The following is a 17,294-nucleotide window of genomic DNA, read 5'->3' on the forward strand; positions in this document are numbered from 1 at the left end:
GCACCGGGCACCGGGCACCGGGCACCGGGCACCGGGCACCGGGCACCGGGCACCGGGCACCGGGCACCGGGCACCGGGCACCGGGCACCGGGCACCGGGCACCGGGCACCGGGCACCGGGCACCGGGCACCGGGCAGAGTATCGTTCCGTGCGCCGGAAGTTGAACCCTCGAGCGGTCTGAACATCCCTCCGACCTGCTAATTTGCGACATGCCGCCGGATCGCGGCGAACACGTCGCAGACGTCGCGCCTTCCGATACCGGCCGCGGCGTGACCGGCCATCGCCCGAACCGGCCTCGACGTTCGACTCGCATCGAGGCGGTACCGATGCGCGGGAGTCTGAGCGCACCGAGTACCGATCCGCCGCTCACCGGTGAGCTGACCGGCGACGCGACGTCCAGGCAAACCGGCCACGCCAACGCGCCAACCGTCCGGTTCGCCAAGGGTCTGGGCGGCCTACCGGTCTTGGCACCGGGCGCGCCGTCCCGGTTCATCACCGCGGCCGTACGGCCCCTAGACCACACAAGTCGCAGGCCAAATCGATGCACGTGGAGCAGTTGGAACCCTAGGCCGCCGTCGGTTGCATGGTTGTCCCCGACGATGCTGAAGCCGCCCAAGCGCGATCAACCCAACGGCGCCAGACAACTGACTTGCCCAACCGGCCAACTGACCCAACCAAGCCGTTGCCCTGCCGGCAGCCCGTTGGCGCCAACGATACGGCCGATGGTTGGACGCCCAACTGCCACGCGATCATGGTGATCATCGGTCGACTTACCGACCAACGAGTTGGGCCCGAAGGGTCCCGGCCCGACCAACGAGTTGGGCTCGTTGGATTCCTGCCCAACCAACGAGTTGGGCCCGAACGGTCCCGGCCCGACCAACGAGTTGGGCTCGTTGGATTCCTGCCCAACCAACGAGTTGGGCCCGTTGGGTAGGCACCCGGCGACTGGTGACGAAAGTCGCCGATGGTTGGGCCATGTGTAGGTGAGAGGTCGTCACCAGGACGGCCGACTGTTCGGAGGCACCGATGACCGTCATCAACTCAGATCGCGTGCTCGCTGCACGGGCCTTCATCACCGACCGCGATGTGTGCCTGCTCGAGTGGCTGCATGATCACCAGGTCCTGACCATCGAGCAGATCACCGCGGCGCTGTACGACGCGCGCAAGACCGCGACGGACCGGCTGCTGCGGCTGTACCGGCTCGGTATCCTCGAGCGGTTCCAACACACCACGCCCGGCCGCCGCACCCTCTACTACGTGCTCGGCCTGCTTGGCGCGGAGATCGTCGCGGCGCTCCGCGGGGACCCGACGCCGCGAGCGGCGGAGGTCGTCGCGCGGCAGCGGCGGATCGCCATGAGCCCCCATCTGGCCCACTTGCGCGGCGTCAACCAGTTCTTCATCGACTTGATCGCCCATGCGCGCCACACGCCAGACGCCGGCGTGATGCGGTGGTGGTCAGAGCGGCAGTGTGCTGAACCGTTGCGGTTCGGCTCGGTGAGCATGCACCGGGTTCGCGCCGACGGCCACGGTATCTACGCCGAGGGCCAGCGGCGGATCGCGTTCTTCCTCGAGTACGACCGGGGCACTGAGTCGGTGCCCCTGCTGCTGGACAAGCTGAAGCGGTACGAGCAGTTGACCGCTCAGGGAGGACCGGCATGGCCGGTGCTGTTCTTCCTGCCGGACCGTGCCCGTGAACGCCAGCTGCACCAGCAGCTGGGTCGTGGGCTCGTCGCCACACCGGTTGCGACTGCCACCCGTGAAGCGCTGCGCACCGAGCGCTGTGTCGCTGACGGCATCTGGCTGCCTGTCGGCATGCAGGAACGGCCGTACCGACTAATCGAACTCGACACGTTCAGTGATCCAGCTGACGACGCGGCACTAGCTCGGCTTGACCGTCGTCCGTTCACACAACGCTGACAAGATCAGCCGATTGTGCGGTGCGCATTACTGTCGATCGGATGTCTGAACGGTCGCCGATGCTCTCTGGCGGCCGCCGGCACGTCGATGTACCGCCAGCGCCTGGTGTCGCTCGGTGCGTTGGGTGATCGTCCTAACGAACAGGCGCCAGCTCAGCTGGGCCGGCGCCCGGCACCGGAGCGTCAGCCGGTGCGCTGTTCCCGGTGGCGGCGGCGAGGTCCTGGCGGTCGGCACGGCAGCGCGACAGGTCGGCAAAGTGTCGCCAGAGGTCGGTGCTGTGATCGCGGAAGGCCGGCCGGTGGCAGGCCTCGCCATCGCAGCCGGGTACGTCGAGCGCGAACAGCAAGTCGGGCCGGGCGGCGAGCTTGCGGGCCAGTGCGGCGAGGTCGGCATCGGATGCGGCGGGCAGGATCGCGATTCTGGTCATGGGCTGCCTACCGGTGGGCGCGCGTTAGCGATCAGGATGTGATCGGCGGCCATGGGCGCACTGTGGGCGGCGCAGTGAGCCGCGACGCCGCCCGGGTTGAGCGGTTGCCTTGCGTCGGGACGGGGCCAAACCCGCAGCTGTGCACGGGCTCGGCCGTGCTCGTCGGGCACGACGTGGACGGTGACGGCGGCGACATCGGGGTGGGCCGCGGCGACGCGGCGTAGCACGCTGCCGCGCAGGCGCTGCCCGGTCGGGCTCAGGTAGTGCTCGGTGGGTTCGATGCGGTGCACGGTGAGGCTGTCGTTGCTGGTCAGGGTGCCGATGTCGCCGCTGGTCCGCCATGCCTGTGGCGGTGGGCATGGTTGGTCGGCGCGGTGTGCCACGGCGGTACAGCCGGTGCTGGTGGCCTCGATAAGTCCCGCGACGCCGGGCGGCGTCGGGCGGCCGGCGGGGTCGACGGTGCGGAACCGCATGCCGGGCAGTGCGGTCAACGCCGCGGGGACGGCACCGATCGTGGCGATGGCACCGTCGTAGGCGGGTGCGTGGTACCAGCTGGTGACTGTGACGTCAGCGGCGGCAGCGAATTTGGTCAAGTGGCCGACGGTCCCGGCGACGTCGGCGGGGACGACGACGCGTCGCAGCGCGCGGGTGGCCACGCCGAGCCGGCCGGGCGGCTGTTCGCGGTCATGCAGCAGGGCTTTGATCTGGCCGGGGGCAAGCACGGCCCAGCCGGCGCGGGTCTCGGCCGCGGTGTGCAGCCAGCTGTCAGGGTGGAAGTCGGGCTCGAGGACGACGGTGCCGGCGGCGAGGAGTTGCCGGATGACGATCTCGAAGATCGCGGCGGCATGCAGCGGCGCGGCGATCAACGCGGTGCCGCCGGCGCTGAGGCCCATCGCGTCACGCACGCGCGGTGTGGTGGGCGATTCGCCACCGGCTACCCAGATGTGCCGGCCGCCGTAGGCGGTGTGCAGGTGAGCACGCCACGGCCGACACCAGTGCGCCGCGCAGGCGCTGTGGCCGATCACCTCATCGAGGGCCTTGGCCCGGGTGCCGAGCGGGATGGGCAGCGGGACGGCGTCGCACAGCCACACCGCGAGCGCCTCGACGATCGTGCTGACCGTCGGCTGCGCCACGATCGGCACGATCCGAGCGGCGGGCGGCATGGCGGCCACCCGCCGGTAGGCGAGCGTCCACAATTGCCCGAACGTGACGGCCCGGTCTCGGTCATATACCGCGATCCGGTTCGCGTCGTCCTTGGCCAGCTGCCCGAACCGGTCGGCGATCGCCTGCGTGGCGGATGAAAGGGCGATTGCTGCGCTCATCGGCGACTCCAGCGTTCGAACGAGGAACGGGTGTTGTAACCGGGTCTTGCCGACCGGTCGCTGGCGGCGTGGTCCGAGCTCGCTGCTGGTGCGACCGCAAGGTTTGTGACCCAACGGTGTGGTCGTCGATGCTGGTCTGAGGTCTGCCACTCCGGGTGCAGTGCTGTTGCCGGGAGTAGGTCGAGGAAGACAGGCCGTCGCCGTGGGGGATGTAACGGCGTCAGTTGGTGCTGCTGTGCTGCCGAGGTCGTTCGATCGGCGTGGTTGCGGGACATCGCGTGGTCCTCGGTGTTGGCGAAACCTGGTGTGGTGGATTGCGTGGGTGGGCCGCCCGCGCCGTGCGGAGCTGCGAGGTGCACACGGCGCGGGCGACCCGGCGGGACCTGGGCGGCTTCCCATCCGAATCCCGGATTGGATGGTTGGCGCGCCGCCGCTGGCCCACCGATGAGGCGCCGTCGCGGGCGGACGCCTTGGGTTGGGCGCGTTCCGGACTCGCCCAAAGCCCTGGTCGCACCGATGCACGCCGGCCGGACGCCGGCCGTGGTGGCTAGCAACGATTGACGGGCGTAGGTGGGCGGTGCATCGGGTACAGCGCCACGTCGTCGCCGAGCGGGACCGGTCGCAGCAGCTGGAAGCCGTGCCTGCGGTAGAGCGCCACGTTGCGTTCCCCGGTGGCCTCCAGGTACGCGACCCGGCCGGCGGCGTCGAGCCGGGCGAGCCGATGCTGGAGCAGGCGGGAGCCGATGCCCTGCCCCTGGTGTTTCGGGGGTACGGCGAGGTAGGCGAGGTACTCGTGCGGCCCGACCGGGTGGTGGGCATCCATCGCAGCGTCCAGCGCCTCGAAGCGGTGGGTGCGTGGGTGGCAGCAGGTGGCCAGCCGCCGCGGGTAGTCGGGGATGGGCAGGCTGAACCGGGTCTGGTTCGCGGCCCAGATCGCCACGCCGCGGAACGCGTCGTACACCTCGATCCGGACGTTCGGCTGGGCAACGAACCCGTCCAGCACCAGCGCGAAGTACCCACCGTAGATCGCGGCGCGTTCATCCGGGTCCGGGACCAGCCACTCGGCCAGATCCCCATCGTGGAACGCCTCCGCCAAGGCGGCGGCGAGCAGGGCCTGATCCGCAGCCCCCGCGATCCACACCTCCGGCTGCCCGCTCACCGGCGCCACCCCCGTGCCGTCTGCCCAGCTCGGGCGGAGCCCTCCAGGCCAAGGGTGTCTACCGGGCCTGGCGGGGGCCCGGATGGGCCGAAGCCCTCGGCGTCCGGGCTGCCTTTGCCGATCGCGGCGTACGCGTCCGGGCGGGCCGCACGCAAGTAGAGCGCGCGGGCCACGCCGAGGAGCGCGACGACGACGAAACTGGCCGGCAGCGCGTACCGCCACACCGAGGTGGCCGGCATGCCGAGCAGCTCGTCGAAATGCTGGACGGTCAGGACCGAGATGCCCGTCAGCAGCACGAGCGCCAGCCCTGGTGCGATCGTTCCTGTCCAGATTCCCACGGGACTGTGGCGGCGGGTGACTGTGCCGAAGTACCGCAGCACCGCGCCCGAGGTGACGGTCATCAGCAGCAGGACGCCGAAGCCGCCGAGCACCGTGCCGCAGAAGAACAGAATCAGGAACGGGTCCCAGCCCTGCACCGCAAACAGCACCAGCACCGCCCCCGCGAGCATCGTCTGGGTGAGTGAGCCCCACACGGGCGCGTTGGCGCGGTTGAACCGGCCCAGCCACCGCGGCAGCACACCCTCGCGGCCGAGGGCGAAGGCGTAGCGGGCCGAGGTGTTGTGGAAGCTCAACAGGGCGGCGAACAGGCTGGTGCAGTACAGCAGGTGCCCGGCGTCCATCCACGCCTGACCGAGATACGGCTGGGCGAGGATGAACGGCAGCTCCGAGGTGTTGTCCTTGGCCAGGGCGATGACCTTGTCCGGTCCGGCGGCGTCGGCCATCGCCCACGAGCCGAACGCGTACACCAGCATCGCCACGACCAGGGTGATGTAGACCGCTCGGGGCACGGTCCTGCGGGCGTTGCGAGCCTCCTCCGAGTACACCGGGGCGGACTCGAACCCGACGAAACCGGCGATCGCCGTGCATGAAAGGATGCCGAACCCGGCGAACGACAACCCGGACCAGGACAGGCTGTCGAACGTGGTAACGCCACCGGCCGGGTGCGCGGCGTGCACGACGGCGAACACCAGCACCACCACGAGCTCGCAGGCCAGCAGGAACGCCAGGATCCAGCCCGACAGCTCGACTCGGAGCAGCCCAAGGATCGCCACCAGCACCCACGCGCCACCGGCGAGCAGCCACCAGGCGACGTCGATGTGGTGCGTGGCGAGAAATAGATGCAGGCCGGCACCGATGCCGCCGTACAGGCCGATCTGCATGGCGTTGTAGCCCTCCAGCGCCGCCATGGCCGCGGCGACGCCGGGGATGCGGCCAAGCCCGGCAGTGATGTAGCTGTAGAACGCGCCGGCGTTGACGATGCGCCGGGACATGGCCACATACCCGACCGAGAACAGCGCGAGGACGGCGGCGACGGCGACATAGGCCAGGGGCATCTGGATGACGCCGGTGACCGCCCAGCCGCCGGTGGCGCCGCCGAACACCACCGTTGCCGGCGCCACGGCGGCGAACGCCGCCGCGATCAATCGGCCCAGGCCGAGGCCGGTGCGTTCCAGTGAGGCCAGGACGTTGCTGGGCCGGCCTCGCTGTACCGGCGCCGGGAACGGTGCGGACATGCGTACTCCTTCATCACGTGGTTGGTGCAGTGCAGGGAGTGTTGGGTCAGCGGCCGGCCATGACGGCTGAACCGACGATCGCGGCGGTATGCGCGAACAGCTGGTGATACGGACGACCTGCGCTGGCGATCACCGCGTCGAGGTAGCTCTCGGTGCTTCGGCCGCTGCCCTCGAGGGCCCGGTGGTGCAGTCCAATCGCCTTCGCCAGGCCTGCCAGGACGGCGTCGGACTCGGTGAACGGTCGACCTTCCCGCAGGAACACGTGCAGCCGTGCGGCCGGCCATCCGGCGACATTCGGGTCCACCGGGCGGTAGGTGATCCGGGAGCGGCCCAGCAGTCTGCGGTCCCCGACCTTGACGACGAGCCGTTGCCGCAGCATCCGCTCAGCTACCGCCTCGTACGAGGTCTGCGTCAAATGCCGCAGCCAGACCTGCACTGGCAGCGGCTCCTCGCCGGTGAGCCGATCCAGCACCTGGTGCGTCAGCGCGTCCCGGGGCGGGTACGCAGTGATCGGCACGACGTTGTCGTGGTGGATCCCGATGCGCTCCTCCAGCAGCAGCTCGGCCAACAGGGCCGCGGCCAGACCGATCGCCACCACCCGATGTGGCGCCAGTGGCTGACCGGTGTGCTCGTTGTGACTCAACATCCAGAAGTCGGTCGCCGCGAGGGCCGGCGGCGGCCGGTACGCGTGCGTCATCGCAGCTCCAAACCGCTGCCGCGGGAATCGCCGAGCTCCCGCGGGGTCGAATGAGATGTGGTGTGGCGCCGAGGCGGGCGGGTTCTTGCGGACCGGCCCTCGGGAGGCTGAGGATCGGTTCGACGCCGCGCCCGCCCCGGGCCGGCTCAGATGGATCGCCGTGCCTCTGTCGGTTGAGGACGGGGTCGGCAACATTCGCAATCACCAGTCGACCAATTACGGACGGAACTGGGAATGATCGACGGCCGTGAACACTGGGAACGCTGGGAACGTCGCATGAACTCAGTGAACCCGGCTTGGAGCAGCTCGCGCGTGAGCGCAGGGCCAGCACAATGAGTCGGTGCGGGTACTGGTGCTTGGCGGCTCATGGTTCGTCGGCAGGGTCGTCGTCGAGGAAGCGGCCGGACGCGGTCACGATGTGACGGTGTTCAACCGGGGCGTCACTGCGGCACGGCTTCCCGCCGGCGTCCGTCGGGTCGTCGGTGACCGCGAGTCGGCGGCCGATGTCCGCTCGCTCGCCCGGTCCGGCCCTTGGGACGTGGTCGTCGACGTGAGCGGGAATGTTCCGGCCGTAGTCGGACAGTCCGCTCGCGTCCTCGCCGACGTCGCAGAACGCTCCGCATTCATATCGACGATCTCGGCATACCGGGAATGGCCGCACGCCCCCGTCGATGAGGACTCACCGCTATGGGACGCCGACCCGGACCACGATCCAGGCACGCGCCGCTGGGATCCGGATGCCTACGGTCCACTGAAGGTCGGCTGCGAGATTGCCTGGCACGAAGCAGTCGGGCCGCAGCGGCTGCTCGTGCTTCGGCCACACGTGGTGCTGGGCCGCTACGAGTACGTCGGACGGTTGCCGTGGTGGCTTAAACGGATGCGGCGAGGTGGACAGGTCTTGGCCCCTGCCCCGGATCGGGCGGTCCAGCCGGTCGATGTCAGGGACCTTGCGCAGTTCCTGCTCGATCGCATCGAACAAGGCGACGGGGGGTTCTTCAACGTCGCGCCTAGGCCGGAGGCGACCGCTTACAGCGCGATGCTGCACGCCTGCATGTCGGTCACCGCCGCATCCGCCGAACGCCCGGCCGAGCTGATCTGGGTCGACGAGGGTTGGCTCGTGAGCCAAGGGGTCGCGCAATGGACGGAATTGCCGCTGTGGCGCAACGCGGCGGCTCCATGGGCCATGAACGTCGAGCGCGCGCACGCTGCCGGTCTACAGTGCCGGCCGATCGCGGAGACGGTGGATGACACCTGGGCGTGGCTGCGCGACGGTGGGCGCGCCGTCGACCATGAGCGCTTCGCCGAACACGGCATCGCAGCGGAGAAGGAGGCGGCGATAGTCAGGCGGTGGCTTGCGCGGCTCGACCGTGTAGGCGAGGTGAGCTGGCCAGCGCCTTTGCGAACGCCCGATTGATCAGCGGGTCGCGTCCAGAGACATAGCGTGCCGTTGGCTCGTACCCACTGCTGATGAACAAGCTGAGAGCGGCCGTGTTGCGGACACCGGTTTCCAGGATGGCGCGGCGGGCGCCGCTCTTGATTGCCGTGCTTTCCAGAAAGCGGAGCAACGCATGGCCGACGCCTCGCCCACGCGCTACAGGAAGGAGATACGTCTTCTTGATCTCGACCGTGGCGGTCTTGCGGTCGTACCACCGGTAGCCACCACATCCCACCGGTAGGTCGCGCCTGTACGCCACGATGAAGATCCCGTTCGGCACGGCGTAGTCATCGTGCTCAAGGTCGACCGACTCGGCGAAGCCGTACCGGCCGAATTGTTCTTTATAGAAGGCGTCCAGCAGATGTGCGGCGTCGGGATGGTCGACCGTGCGCTCGACGAAGGTGATCTCACCGGCCGACTCGACGCAGGCGTCCGGTGTAGAGAGATCGCTCGTCATGCAGTCGATAATGCCCCATCGAACTGCGGTAGGAACTCCGCGACGACCGGCGAGCGTGATCTGCGCGCCAAAGCGGGTCGAAGTTGACGCAGGTAGTTGCGCCCGCGCGGAGATTGCACGAGCGGTAGTAGCCCGATTCCGATCCTCAGTGCGCCGACAGCCTCACTCAGGTCGCCGCGCCGCAGGTGTGCCTGCGCCAGGAAGGTCGTATGAAGCAGCCCTGAACGCGCGTATGCAGGGCCGGCTGCCTCCAGCGGCGAGGTCATGTCGGCCACCGATTCGGTGAGCAGCCCGATTCCTTCGGATAGCAGTCGGTTACGGCTGGCGGTGGTCTGTTCGGCGAGTACGACCAGGCCCTGGCCGGCCTCCGCAGCCAGTTGCATCGGGTTGAGGTAGTACAGGAACGACGGCCCGTCCTGCGCTCGGCTGCGATCCAGGAGCTCGGCGGCCTGATCGGCGCACCGCCGGAATCGGGCCAGATCACCGTCGGCGGCTGCAGCCGTCGCTTCCCGGCCGAGCAGTCGTGCCCGCAGGACCGGATCGGCGGTGCGGCATTCCGCAGCTGCGGCTTCGGCGAGCCGTACGGCTTGCGAGCCGTGCCCGGCGAACGCAGAAACGTAGCTGAGCATCCCGATTGCGTTCGCGGCCCGGTCCCTAGCGTCGAGCGCCCGACACACACCGATGCTGAGCAACAGATAGCGCTCGGCGGAGCCGTACCGGCTCGAGTCGAAATGCAGCCAGCCGAGGAGCTGCGCAAGATCGGCAACGATCGCCAGGAGCCTGCGGCCAGTCGCCAGGTTGTAGTTGGCGTACTCAACAAGGTCCATGACGTTGCGCAGCTCAGCGGTGACGTACCGAAGGCTCAGGGCGCCGCCGCCGTGCCGATCATCCAACCGACGCAATCCGGCGACATGCGCTTCGATCAGGTCGACCTGCTCGGCGAGCACATGCTCATGACCCGCCCGATTCCGCGCGACCAGGACCGCACCACGCAACTGATCCAGAACTGCGGCGGTGAGATCGGCACCCGAAGCCTCCTCGATGGGACTACGCGGTGTCGTGGAGGTCGTGGCCAGCTGACTGAGCTCTCGGACGAGGTCGTCGAGATGTGAGACGGAATCCAGTCCGGTCGCGGCCGATCGTCGACTCTGTGCCGGTCCATGGCTCGGCCACAGTTGTTCGACGGTGACGGTAAAGCCGAGCCGGTCGGTCAGTACCGCGGCGGCGACATCGGGGATCGGCGGACGAGGCCGGAACCCGCGCCGAACCCAGGAGTAGCCGGCCGTCGGGTCCAACCGCAGACGTTCCCGGCCCTGACTGGACAGACGCGCGTTGATCGCGTTCACGAGTTGGCGCGGTCCCCACTCGGCCAACCGCAGGAGGTCGGCCAGTGCGGCAGGGGTGTCACTCATTGGCGCCTCCCCATCCATCGCTTCAATCGCACGGTAGCCGAACAGCGACAGACACGGCGGACCCAATTCGCCGGCGCACTGAAGTTCACGACGTTCACGGGCTGGTGTCCACAGTTCTCAACATTCACCGTCCGCCACACTGCCCCGGTGCGCCGCCCACTGCTGGACTCGGTTGAGGATGAAGGGCGGCATCGATATGGCGAGGAGTCGAACCCTCGAACGACATCTGTCCGATGACGGATACGGGCTGATGATCCGAGCGCTCAACGAACTGCACTACGCAGGCGAGACCAGCTTCTACAGCACCGCCTCGTTGCGGCCGTGCGAGAAGCATTTGTTCGACCGGTATGGTCATGACGCGCGGATCTTGGATGTCGGATGCGGCGCCGGCCGAGTCACGAAGGCAATCACCGAACGCGGCGGCCGGATCACTGGCGTGGACATCAACCCAACCGCGATCGACGTCGCTCGCCAGACATGCCAAGACGCTGACTTCGTCTGCGCCAGCATGACCGACCTTCCATTGCCTGATGCGAGCTTCGACCAGGTGTGGTGCCTGCGCTTCTCGTTCAATGCCTTGCCAACGGTCGTTGAGCGGATAAACACCTTGGCGGAGCTGTGGCGAGTCTGCGCGCCGGGCGGCTCCATGTTCGTCGAGGTGTTCAACTGGCACCACCGGGGCCGGTTCGGGCTGGTCCGGATCGCGAACCTGCTCGACCAGTACGCGCGGGTTCTGCGCTGGCACGGCGAGGGCAAACAACGGTCAGCGCCGATCCCGGCGCGGGACATCCTCTACCTCGCCAACAAAGCCGAAGGCGCCGCGCCCGGTTTCGCTCACCTCACTACGGTCCGCGAGATGCAACAGCTCGGCGCTGCGGCCAAGCTGGACCGGTATGCCACGGTCATCAGCGAGGAGTCGCTGTTGGCGGGCACGCGAACACCAATACGACCACGCCACAGTGGCTACTCGATGTGGCTCGCGGCCACCAAGCCGGGTGGACTGTCATGAGGCTGCTACGTATAGGTGACCTCGCGGTCGAGCTGCACGTCGACCACCTCACCAGGCGCATCGTCGGCGACTTCGTAGGCTGCATCACGGACGAAACCGTCGGTTCGGCCTCCGGCTATCACTTCTTCGTGACTGCCGGCGATCGAGCCCGGCTCGTTCTCAACCTTGGCGGTAAGACCATGTCGCTCGTCCTTCCGGTTGGACGAGCCGTGCATGAACAGGCCACCACTGAGATCGGCTTGCTGCAAGCGCTCGCTCGGGGTATCGCCTTCATGGAGACCGCCAACCGCCAGGCCGAAACGTCGACCGTCCTGCTGCACGGCAGTGCCTTCGCGATCGCCGCCGACCATGCGATTGCCGTACTCGACGGTGGCCTCGGCCAAGGTAAGACCTCACTCGCGATGGGCCTCGCTGCGCGATACGGGCAGTTGATCGTGGACGAGTTCATGTTCGCGGCGATCTCTGGACCTCACGTCACCGTGCTGGCCGCACCACAGTTGCCGTGGCATGTCCGCCCGGATATGGCGACACACGTGTTGAACGGCAGGGACCACCGCCGGCTGTTGTTCGAGGCGGACCTTCACGAGATGGCTGGTACGGCAGCCGAGGCTGTCCCCTTGTGGCTAATCCTGCTCCCGGATCGGGCTTTACCGCCCGGGGAAACCCTGTACGTCCCACCGAATGCGGCGCGCGAGCTGCTGCGTTGCGCCGTCACCGACCATGCGCGCAAGCTCGCGAACCCCTGCCTTGATCATGTCTCGATCTTCGAGTCGCAGGAGCAAATTGCCACCGCGGATGGCACACCTCTACACGCCCGATCTACCGCGCCCGCGCGCGACACTGAACGCGTGCTCGACGCGCTCGTGACGGTCCCCGCGATTCGGGTCGGTATCGGTGGCCCGGCCGACCTGCCGGTCAGTGTCACCGCAGCCGGCAATCGCTTCACGGAACTGCTGGCATGGCACCAGGCTTGATCCTCCTGGCCGGTACCAGCGAGTCAGGCAAAAGCAGCGCCGGAAGCTACTTTGCGCAGGAACACCACGCCCACCGCATCAAGATTCGTACGCTCCTCGCGGACCTGACCAGCGGTCGACCAGCCACCCACGAGGGTGTGCCGATGCGTGAAGGCTTCGACCATCGGGAGTTCCTGACAGTCGTACGGCGGTTGCGCGAATCCGGCGATCCGCAGGTGCTGGTCATCGAGAGCTTCATCGATGCGGACCTCGCCGATGCGACAAGACGATCCTGGGTCGCGCCGGCTCGCATAGTCTTCATCACGGCGACTCACGCCAACCGCATCGCCAGACTGACCGCGAATGCCGGTATCAGCCCGGAGGAAGCCGCAGCCGCCATCGATCGCAAGGATGCCCGGAAACGAGTCGTTGAACAGTGGCAGCAATGGCGGTCGCTCGCGGACGACTGGATCGACAACGACGGCGACATTCCCGGCTTCCTGGCCGAACTCGACGCAGTCCTCATCAGGTTGAACGACCAACACGATCGAGTGAAGGGATGACGTGATGCGCCAGTACGCCTCCGCCGGGGCGATCGTCGTAACCACCGACCTGCGGCAGCCACGCACCCTCCTGCTGGACCAAGTTCGGGCCACCGGCGAGCGGCAGACGGTCGCGGCGAAAGGCCGATTGGAGCCCGGCGAGGCGCCGCTGGTTGCTGCCTTCCGCGAGGTCGCCGAGGAAGCCGGCCTCCACGACGTCATCTACGCGGGGTACCTCGGCCAGCAGGCATACCGCTTCACCGACAACGACGGCACGTCCGCCGCGAAGACCGTCGACTGGTTTCTCTTCGCTGCCGACGGGTCTACCGCGCTCGTCCGCGGCGAGGAGGGATTCACCGCCGCGCGCTGGATCGACCTCGACGCCGCCGGCGACGAGGCCAGCCACGCTGGATTCGCCGAATACCTCCGCCGCGCCGCGAACGTCGTCGCGTGGCGCCAACTTCGGCCGTTGCCGTTCAGCACCGTGCTGAACGAAGTGATCCGAGACGTCGCCGGCCAGGCCGCAGTGATATTCGCCGAGCAGCCAGGCGCGGGGATCGGTGTGTGCGGCTCAGCGGCTCGCGGCGACTACGTCGAAGGTTGGAGCGATATCGACCTGATCGGCTGGGGCTTAACCGAAGGCTCACCGCTCATCGCCGGGCTCGCGGACATGGTCGAGCAGATCAACGCTCGGCATGGTGTTCGCGTGTCGCTCCACGTTGCCGATGAGCACGGGCGCGATCTCCGGTCAGCGGGGCATGTGTACGACATGAAGCTGCGAGCAGCGCTGCACCGCGTCGGCACCGATATCCCCGTGATCGCCGGCACAAACCCTGGGACCGCCTTCGAGGCCGTCGACCTGCATTCCGGCCTGGAATTGCTGCACGAACATGCCACTCACGGCAACACCGAGTGGAACAGCGGGAACGATCGGGACCGGCGGCTGCTGTCGGTCGCGTGCAGCGCGGCCCGCGCCATCGTCGCCAACGAGGATCCGGATGGTTCGCTGCGCCTGCCAGACGTGGTCCGTGTACTGGACCGCGGCTGGCCGGGAAGCCAACTCGGCGCCCTGCTCGGCGAGTACGACGCGTTCCGACGCTTGGCTGCCGAGCCAGCCGATACTGCGGCGCAGCTCGCCAAGCGGGTACTCGAGGCCCTCGCCGAGATCATCATCTTCACCGGATCGCACCGCGGGGCAACCAATTCTCCGTCCAGGTGAGGTGCAGCATGCCGGCGGTATTCGTCGACGGCGTTGACGGCGCTGGAAAGACCACCATGATCCGAGAACTTGCGCAGTCCCTCCCAACGGTCCACATCGCCGACCCGCTCTGGCGTTACCTCCCCGCAGTCACGGTTCCCACCGACTTCGCCGCCTGGGTCACAAGCACCTCGGCGGCTGAGGTGGCCACCGCGCTCATCGACGCTTACATCCATCGGTTGGACGACATTCGGTGGCGCCTCGAATCGACCGGCCCCGACACGGTGGTCCTCGTTGACCGAGGACCACGGACGATCGCCGCGTCTGCCCTTGCCCACGTCACCACTCGTGACTCACCTGACACCACTCCGGACTTAGGTCCCGCACTCAAGCGTTTGCGGAACGCGCTTCGCGAGGTTGTGCACTCCGACGACTGCATCACGGTCGAACTACGAGTCACGCGCTATCAAGCCATCCTGCACCGCCTCAGCAACAACGAGCGCGCCGATCCACGGTACCTTCGCTACCTCAGCGCCTTTCTGCAGCAGTTCAAGGCTGAACCTCCATGGCCAGGCACCCGGGCGATCGCGCTCGATGCCACTGCGGATCTCGCGGCCAACGCAAGCTCCCTCCAGGCGAACCTCAGCGCTTGGATTGGCGGCGTTACGCGTGGCTCTTCTGGCGGATGGGCCTGCTGCACCGTTAGGTGACAGTTTCGGTCACGCGGCCTCATTGGCCGGTGGGGTCATGATGGTCTCGTACTCGATAGGGGTCAACCGGGCCAGGGATCGTTGGCGTCGGCGGCGGTGGTAGGTCCGTTCGATCCAGGTCACGATCGCCGTCCTCAGCTGCTGCCGCGTCGACCAAGCTCGGCGGTCGAGGACGTTGTTCTGCAGCAGGCCGAAGAACGATTCCATGGCGGCGTTGTCGCCAGCGGCGCCGACCCTGCCCATCGATCCGATCATGTGATGCTGGTGCAGGGCGCGGATGAACTTTCGGCTGCGAAATTGCGACCCGCGGTCGGTGTGCAGCACGCAGCCGGCCACGTCACCGCGCCGGGCGGCGGCGTTGTGCACCGCGTTGACGGCCAGCCTCGATTTCATGCGTGAGTCGATGGAGTAGCCGACGATCCGGTGGGACCACACGTCCTTGATCGCGCACAGGTAGAGCTTGCCCTCGCCGGTGCGGTGCTCGGTGATGTCGGCCAGCCACAACCGATTCGGCCCGTCGGCACTGAAAACGCGGCGCACGAGATCGTCGTGCACCGGCGGGCCGGCCTTGCCGCCCTTGCCCCGCCGCTTCTTCTTGCTGAACGCGCTCCACCAGCCCATGCCGGAGCAGATCTTCCATGCGGTGCGCTCGGTCATCGGTTGTCCGGCCGCGCGGGCCTCGTCGGCCAGGAACCGGTAGCCGAACTCCGGGTCATCGCGGTGGGCGTCGAACAACGCGTCGGCCCGGTACGCCTCGGCCAATTCAGCATCAGTGACCGGGTGGGCAAGCCACCGGTAGTAGGGCTGTCGAGCGATGTTCAGGACCCGGCACGTCACCGCGACGGGAATCCCGTCGGCGGCGAGCTCGTTCACGAGCGGGTAGAGCCTTTTCCCGGTAGGTTCGCCTGCGACAGATACGCCGCGGCCCGGCGCAGGACTTCGTTCTCTTGCTCCAGCAACTTGATCCGCTTACGGGCCTCACGCAGCTCGACAGACTCAGTCCTGCTCACCCCGGGCGCGGCGCCTTCGTCGATGTCGGCCTGACGCAGCCACTTGAACAACGTCATCGGGTGGACCCCGAAGTCCTTGGCGATCTGCTCGACCGTCACACCCGGATCACGGTCACGGGCGACCCGCACGACATCATCGCGGAACTCACGGGGGTAGGGCTTGGGCACAGCAACATCCTTCCAGCCCGCCATCACGGCAAGCCATCTCAGATGTCACCTATCGGTGCAGCAGACCCGGCCTCCGCTCGAGAATTGAAATCTGGCGATGGCCGCCGCCGGCTCGGCGGTAACCCACATAGAGGATTCCTAGGTAGGTTACATCGCCCTTCACGAGACGCCCTTGCGGTCCTCGACCGCACCCCTTGTTCAGCGCTGCGAGACGGTCCGTCAGGCGGCTGAGCGGAATTGCTCGTATCGTTCCTCGAGTCGGCTGCGATCGGGATGGTCGCGGCGGGAGCGTGGCAGGAAGATGACGGAGCCGTGCATCTCTTGCAGGCCGTGGCGGAGCATCGGCCCGTCGATCTCGGCGAGGATGTCCTCGCGGATCTCGACAACGCGATCGGGCCGGATGCCGAGGATGTTCGCGTCGTAGGCGGCGTGGTGGATTTTGCACATGGCCAGGCCGTTGGGCACGACCGGGTCGCCGTGCTCGTGGTAGTCGGGCAGGATGTGCGCGGCGTCGAGCAGCGTGGCGTGGGCGAGGTGGCAGAGCGCGCATCGGGACTCGTAGGCACGCAGCACCTTGGGCCGGAACATCACCTGGTGGAGCCGCTGCTTCGTAAGCCGACGGGTGTAGCGGCGCTCCAGCATGGCCTCGTCGCCGTCGCCAGCCCAGTGCGAGTACTCGCTGAGATCGACGGCGAACTCGTGGGAAGCCGGGTCCTCCTCGACCAGATACACCGGGTAAATGGCCTCGTAGACGCCGCGAGTCACGGGCGCGAAATAGGCCAGCGGCAACCGCCGCACCATCGCCTCGCGCAATGCGCGGTTGTCGGGATGGGCGGCGTCGGTGCCGCGCCACTTGTACCGCAGGCTGCCATCCGGACCGAATTGGTCCTCGTAGGGAGCCTCAGCGCCGGGCGGCGTGTAGGTGGTGCGGATGGTCAGCGCGGCGGACAGGATCGCGGGCTTGCGGATGCCAGGCTGGACGACCAGCCGCATTGGTGCGCCGTCGAACGTGAACGAGTTGATGACGTCTGACGGCGCGCCATCCGGGTGTTTCGCGCTGACCTGGTCCAGGTGGCGGAACATCGCCAGGCGAACGCGCGTTTCGACATCATCGGCTGGCATCACGGAACGTTTATAGCCGAATGATGATCGCCGGGGAAGCACTTACAGGCATCAGACGGGTGGCATCGGGCCCCACCAGAGCCGAATCCGGACGTCGTGCTCGAGGCCGGGATCGAGTTAGTGGTGGAGGCTGAGGAGCATCACCATGTCCCGTCCCGAACCGCCGCCGCTGCCACGCTGGT

General features: G+C 67.8%; 16 protein-coding genes. 7 read left to right on the plus strand and 9 right to left on the minus strand.

The window, feature by feature from the left end:
• The first annotated feature begins 1,026 nt into the window (after positions 1-1,026).
• Positions 1,027-1,917, plus strand: a complete 891-nt coding sequence (locus tag ABD901_RS00500) for a replication-relaxation family protein (protein ID WP_345119966.1) — start codon at positions 1,027-1,029, stop codon at positions 1,915-1,917.
• 133 nt (positions 1,918-2,050) lie between these two features.
• Here ABD901_RS00500 and ABD901_RS00505 read toward each other — a convergent pair whose 3' ends face one another.
• The 5 genes from ABD901_RS00505 to ABD901_RS00525 form a co-directional block, all read right to left on the minus strand.
• Positions 2,051-2,344 (minus strand): hypothetical protein, encoded by a 294-nt coding sequence (locus ABD901_RS00505; RefSeq protein ID WP_345119968.1) that lies wholly within the window; start codon positions 2,342-2,344, stop codon positions 2,051-2,053.
• The gene (locus tag ABD901_RS00510) at positions 2,341-3,666 is read right to left on the minus strand and encodes a class I adenylate-forming enzyme family protein (RefSeq protein ID WP_345119970.1); all 1,326 of its coding nucleotides are present in this window, start codon (positions 3,664-3,666) and stop codon (positions 2,341-2,343) included. Before ABD901_RS00510 ends, ABD901_RS00505 begins: the two co-directional genes overlap by 4 nt.
• Before the next feature lie 547 nt (positions 3,667-4,213).
• Positions 4,214-4,825 carry a GNAT family N-acetyltransferase gene (locus tag ABD901_RS00515; protein WP_345119972.1) on the minus strand — a complete coding sequence of 204 codons (612 nt, stop codon included), beginning with the start codon at positions 4,823-4,825 and terminating at the stop codon, positions 4,214-4,216.
• Complete coding sequence (locus ABD901_RS00520) at positions 4,822-6,399, minus strand: APC family permease (protein WP_345119974.1); 1,578 nt, start codon at positions 6,397-6,399, stop codon at positions 4,822-4,824. The genes ABD901_RS00515 and ABD901_RS00520 overlap by 4 nt, the downstream gene beginning before the upstream one ends.
• Before the next feature lie 46 nt (positions 6,400-6,445).
• Complete coding sequence (locus ABD901_RS00525) at positions 6,446-7,096, minus strand: GOLPH3/VPS74 family protein (RefSeq protein ID WP_345119976.1); 651 nt, start codon at positions 7,094-7,096, stop codon at positions 6,446-6,448.
• A gap of 340 nt (positions 7,097-7,436) precedes the next feature.
• On the opposite strand from ABD901_RS00525, the gene ABD901_RS00530 reads away from it, so the two are divergent.
• Positions 7,437-8,510 carry an NAD-dependent epimerase/dehydratase family protein gene (locus ABD901_RS00530; RefSeq protein ID WP_345119979.1) on the plus strand — a complete coding sequence of 358 codons (1,074 nt, stop codon included), beginning with the start codon at positions 7,437-7,439 and terminating at the stop codon, positions 8,508-8,510.
• On the opposite strand, the gene ABD901_RS00535 is transcribed toward ABD901_RS00530, so the two are convergent.
• Together ABD901_RS00535 and ABD901_RS00540 are read right to left on the minus strand one after the other, a co-directional pair.
• The gene (locus ABD901_RS00535) at positions 8,437-8,988 is read right to left on the minus strand and encodes a GNAT family N-acetyltransferase (RefSeq protein ID WP_345119981.1); all 552 of its coding nucleotides are present in this window, start codon (positions 8,986-8,988) and stop codon (positions 8,437-8,439) included. The genes ABD901_RS00530 and ABD901_RS00535 overlap by 74 nt on opposite strands.
• Positions 8,985-10,400, minus strand: a complete 1,416-nt coding sequence (locus ABD901_RS00540) for an NsdA family TPR-like regulatory protein (protein ID WP_345119983.1) — start codon at positions 10,398-10,400, stop codon at positions 8,985-8,987. Before ABD901_RS00540 ends, ABD901_RS00535 begins: the two co-directional genes overlap by 4 nt.
• A 178-nt stretch (positions 10,401-10,578) precedes the next feature.
• On the opposite strand from ABD901_RS00540, the gene ABD901_RS00545 reads away from it, so the two are divergent.
• The 5 genes from ABD901_RS00545 to ABD901_RS00565 are packed head-to-tail and all read left to right on the plus strand — an operon-like array spanning position 10,579 to position 14,812.
• Positions 10,579-11,409, plus strand: coding sequence for a class I SAM-dependent methyltransferase (locus tag ABD901_RS00545; RefSeq protein ID WP_345119985.1), 831 nt, complete (start codon positions 10,579-10,581; stop codon positions 11,407-11,409).
• Positions 11,406-12,383, plus strand: coding sequence for a hypothetical protein (locus tag ABD901_RS00550; protein WP_345119987.1), 978 nt, complete (start codon positions 11,406-11,408; stop codon positions 12,381-12,383). The genes ABD901_RS00545 and ABD901_RS00550 overlap by 4 nt, the downstream gene beginning before the upstream one ends.
• A complete protein-coding gene (locus ABD901_RS00555; RefSeq protein WP_345119989.1) occupies positions 12,380-12,925 on the plus strand; it encodes a hypothetical protein in 546 nt (181 codons plus the stop codon). The genes ABD901_RS00550 and ABD901_RS00555 overlap by 4 nt, the downstream gene beginning before the upstream one ends.
• A gap of 4 nt (positions 12,926-12,929) precedes the next feature.
• A complete protein-coding gene (locus ABD901_RS00560; protein ID WP_345119991.1) occupies positions 12,930-14,123 on the plus strand; it encodes an NUDIX domain-containing protein in 1,194 nt (397 codons plus the stop codon).
• Positions 14,124-14,131: 8 nt separating this feature from the next.
• Positions 14,132-14,812, plus strand: a complete 681-nt coding sequence (locus tag ABD901_RS00565) for a hypothetical protein (RefSeq protein ID WP_345119993.1) — start codon at positions 14,132-14,134, stop codon at positions 14,810-14,812.
• 9 nt (positions 14,813-14,821) lie between these two features.
• On the opposite strand, the gene ABD901_RS00570 is transcribed toward ABD901_RS00565, so the two are convergent.
• Together ABD901_RS00570 and ABD901_RS00575 are read right to left on the minus strand one after the other, a co-directional pair.
• Positions 14,822-15,990 (minus strand): IS3 family transposase gene (locus tag ABD901_RS00570; RefSeq protein WP_345121074.1). Its coding sequence is split into 2 segments (ribosomal slippage): positions 14,822-15,703 and positions 15,706-15,990, totalling 1,167 coding nucleotides; the frame shifts between segments, so codons are not numbered across the junction.
• A 219-nt stretch (positions 15,991-16,209) separates the two neighbouring features.
• Positions 16,210-17,112 carry an HNH endonuclease gene (locus ABD901_RS00575; RefSeq protein WP_345121076.1) on the minus strand — a complete coding sequence of 301 codons (903 nt, stop codon included), beginning with the start codon at positions 17,110-17,112 and terminating at the stop codon, positions 16,210-16,212.
• Positions 17,113-17,294: the final 182 nt, after the last annotated feature.

It is taken from the genome of Dactylosporangium darangshiense (assembly GCF_039537565.1).
Taxonomy (GTDB): domain Bacteria; phylum Actinomycetota; class Actinomycetes; order Mycobacteriales; family Micromonosporaceae; genus Dactylosporangium; species Dactylosporangium darangshiense.

Coding starts and splice junctions, on each gene's coding strand:
- ABD901_RS00500 (WP_345119966.1), top strand. CDS start 1,027: ATGACCGTCATCAACTCAGATCGCGTGCTCGCTGCACGGGCCTTCATC.
- ABD901_RS00505 (WP_345119968.1), bottom strand. CDS start 2,344: ATGACCAGAATCGCGATCCTGCCCGCCGCATCCGATGCCGACCTCGCC.
- ABD901_RS00510 (WP_345119970.1), bottom strand. CDS start 3,666: ATGAGCGCAGCAATCGCCCTTTCATCCGCCACGCAGGCGATCGCCGAC.
- ABD901_RS00520 (WP_345119974.1), bottom strand. CDS start 6,399: ATGTCCGCACCGTTCCCGGCGCCGGTACAGCGAGGCCGGCCCAGCAAC.
- ABD901_RS00525 (WP_345119976.1), bottom strand. CDS start 7,096: ATGACGCACGCGTACCGGCCGCCGCCGGCCCTCGCGGCGACCGACTTC.
- ABD901_RS00535 (WP_345119981.1), bottom strand. CDS start 8,988: ATGACGAGCGATCTCTCTACACCGGACGCCTGCGTCGAGTCGGCCGGT.
- ABD901_RS00540 (WP_345119983.1), bottom strand. CDS start 10,400: ATGAGTGACACCCCTGCCGCACTGGCCGACCTCCTGCGGTTGGCCGAG.
- ABD901_RS00545 (WP_345119985.1), top strand. CDS start 10,579: ATGAAGGGCGGCATCGATATGGCGAGGAGTCGAACCCTCGAACGACAT.
- ABD901_RS00550 (WP_345119987.1), top strand. CDS start 11,406: ATGAGGCTGCTACGTATAGGTGACCTCGCGGTCGAGCTGCACGTCGAC.
- ABD901_RS00560 (WP_345119991.1), top strand. CDS start 12,930: ATGCGCCAGTACGCCTCCGCCGGGGCGATCGTCGTAACCACCGACCTG.
- ABD901_RS00565 (WP_345119993.1), top strand. CDS start 14,132: ATGCCGGCGGTATTCGTCGACGGCGTTGACGGCGCTGGAAAGACCACC.
- ABD901_RS00575 (WP_345121076.1), bottom strand. CDS start 17,112: ATGCCAGCCGATGATGTCGAAACGCGCGTTCGCCTGGCGATGTTCCGC.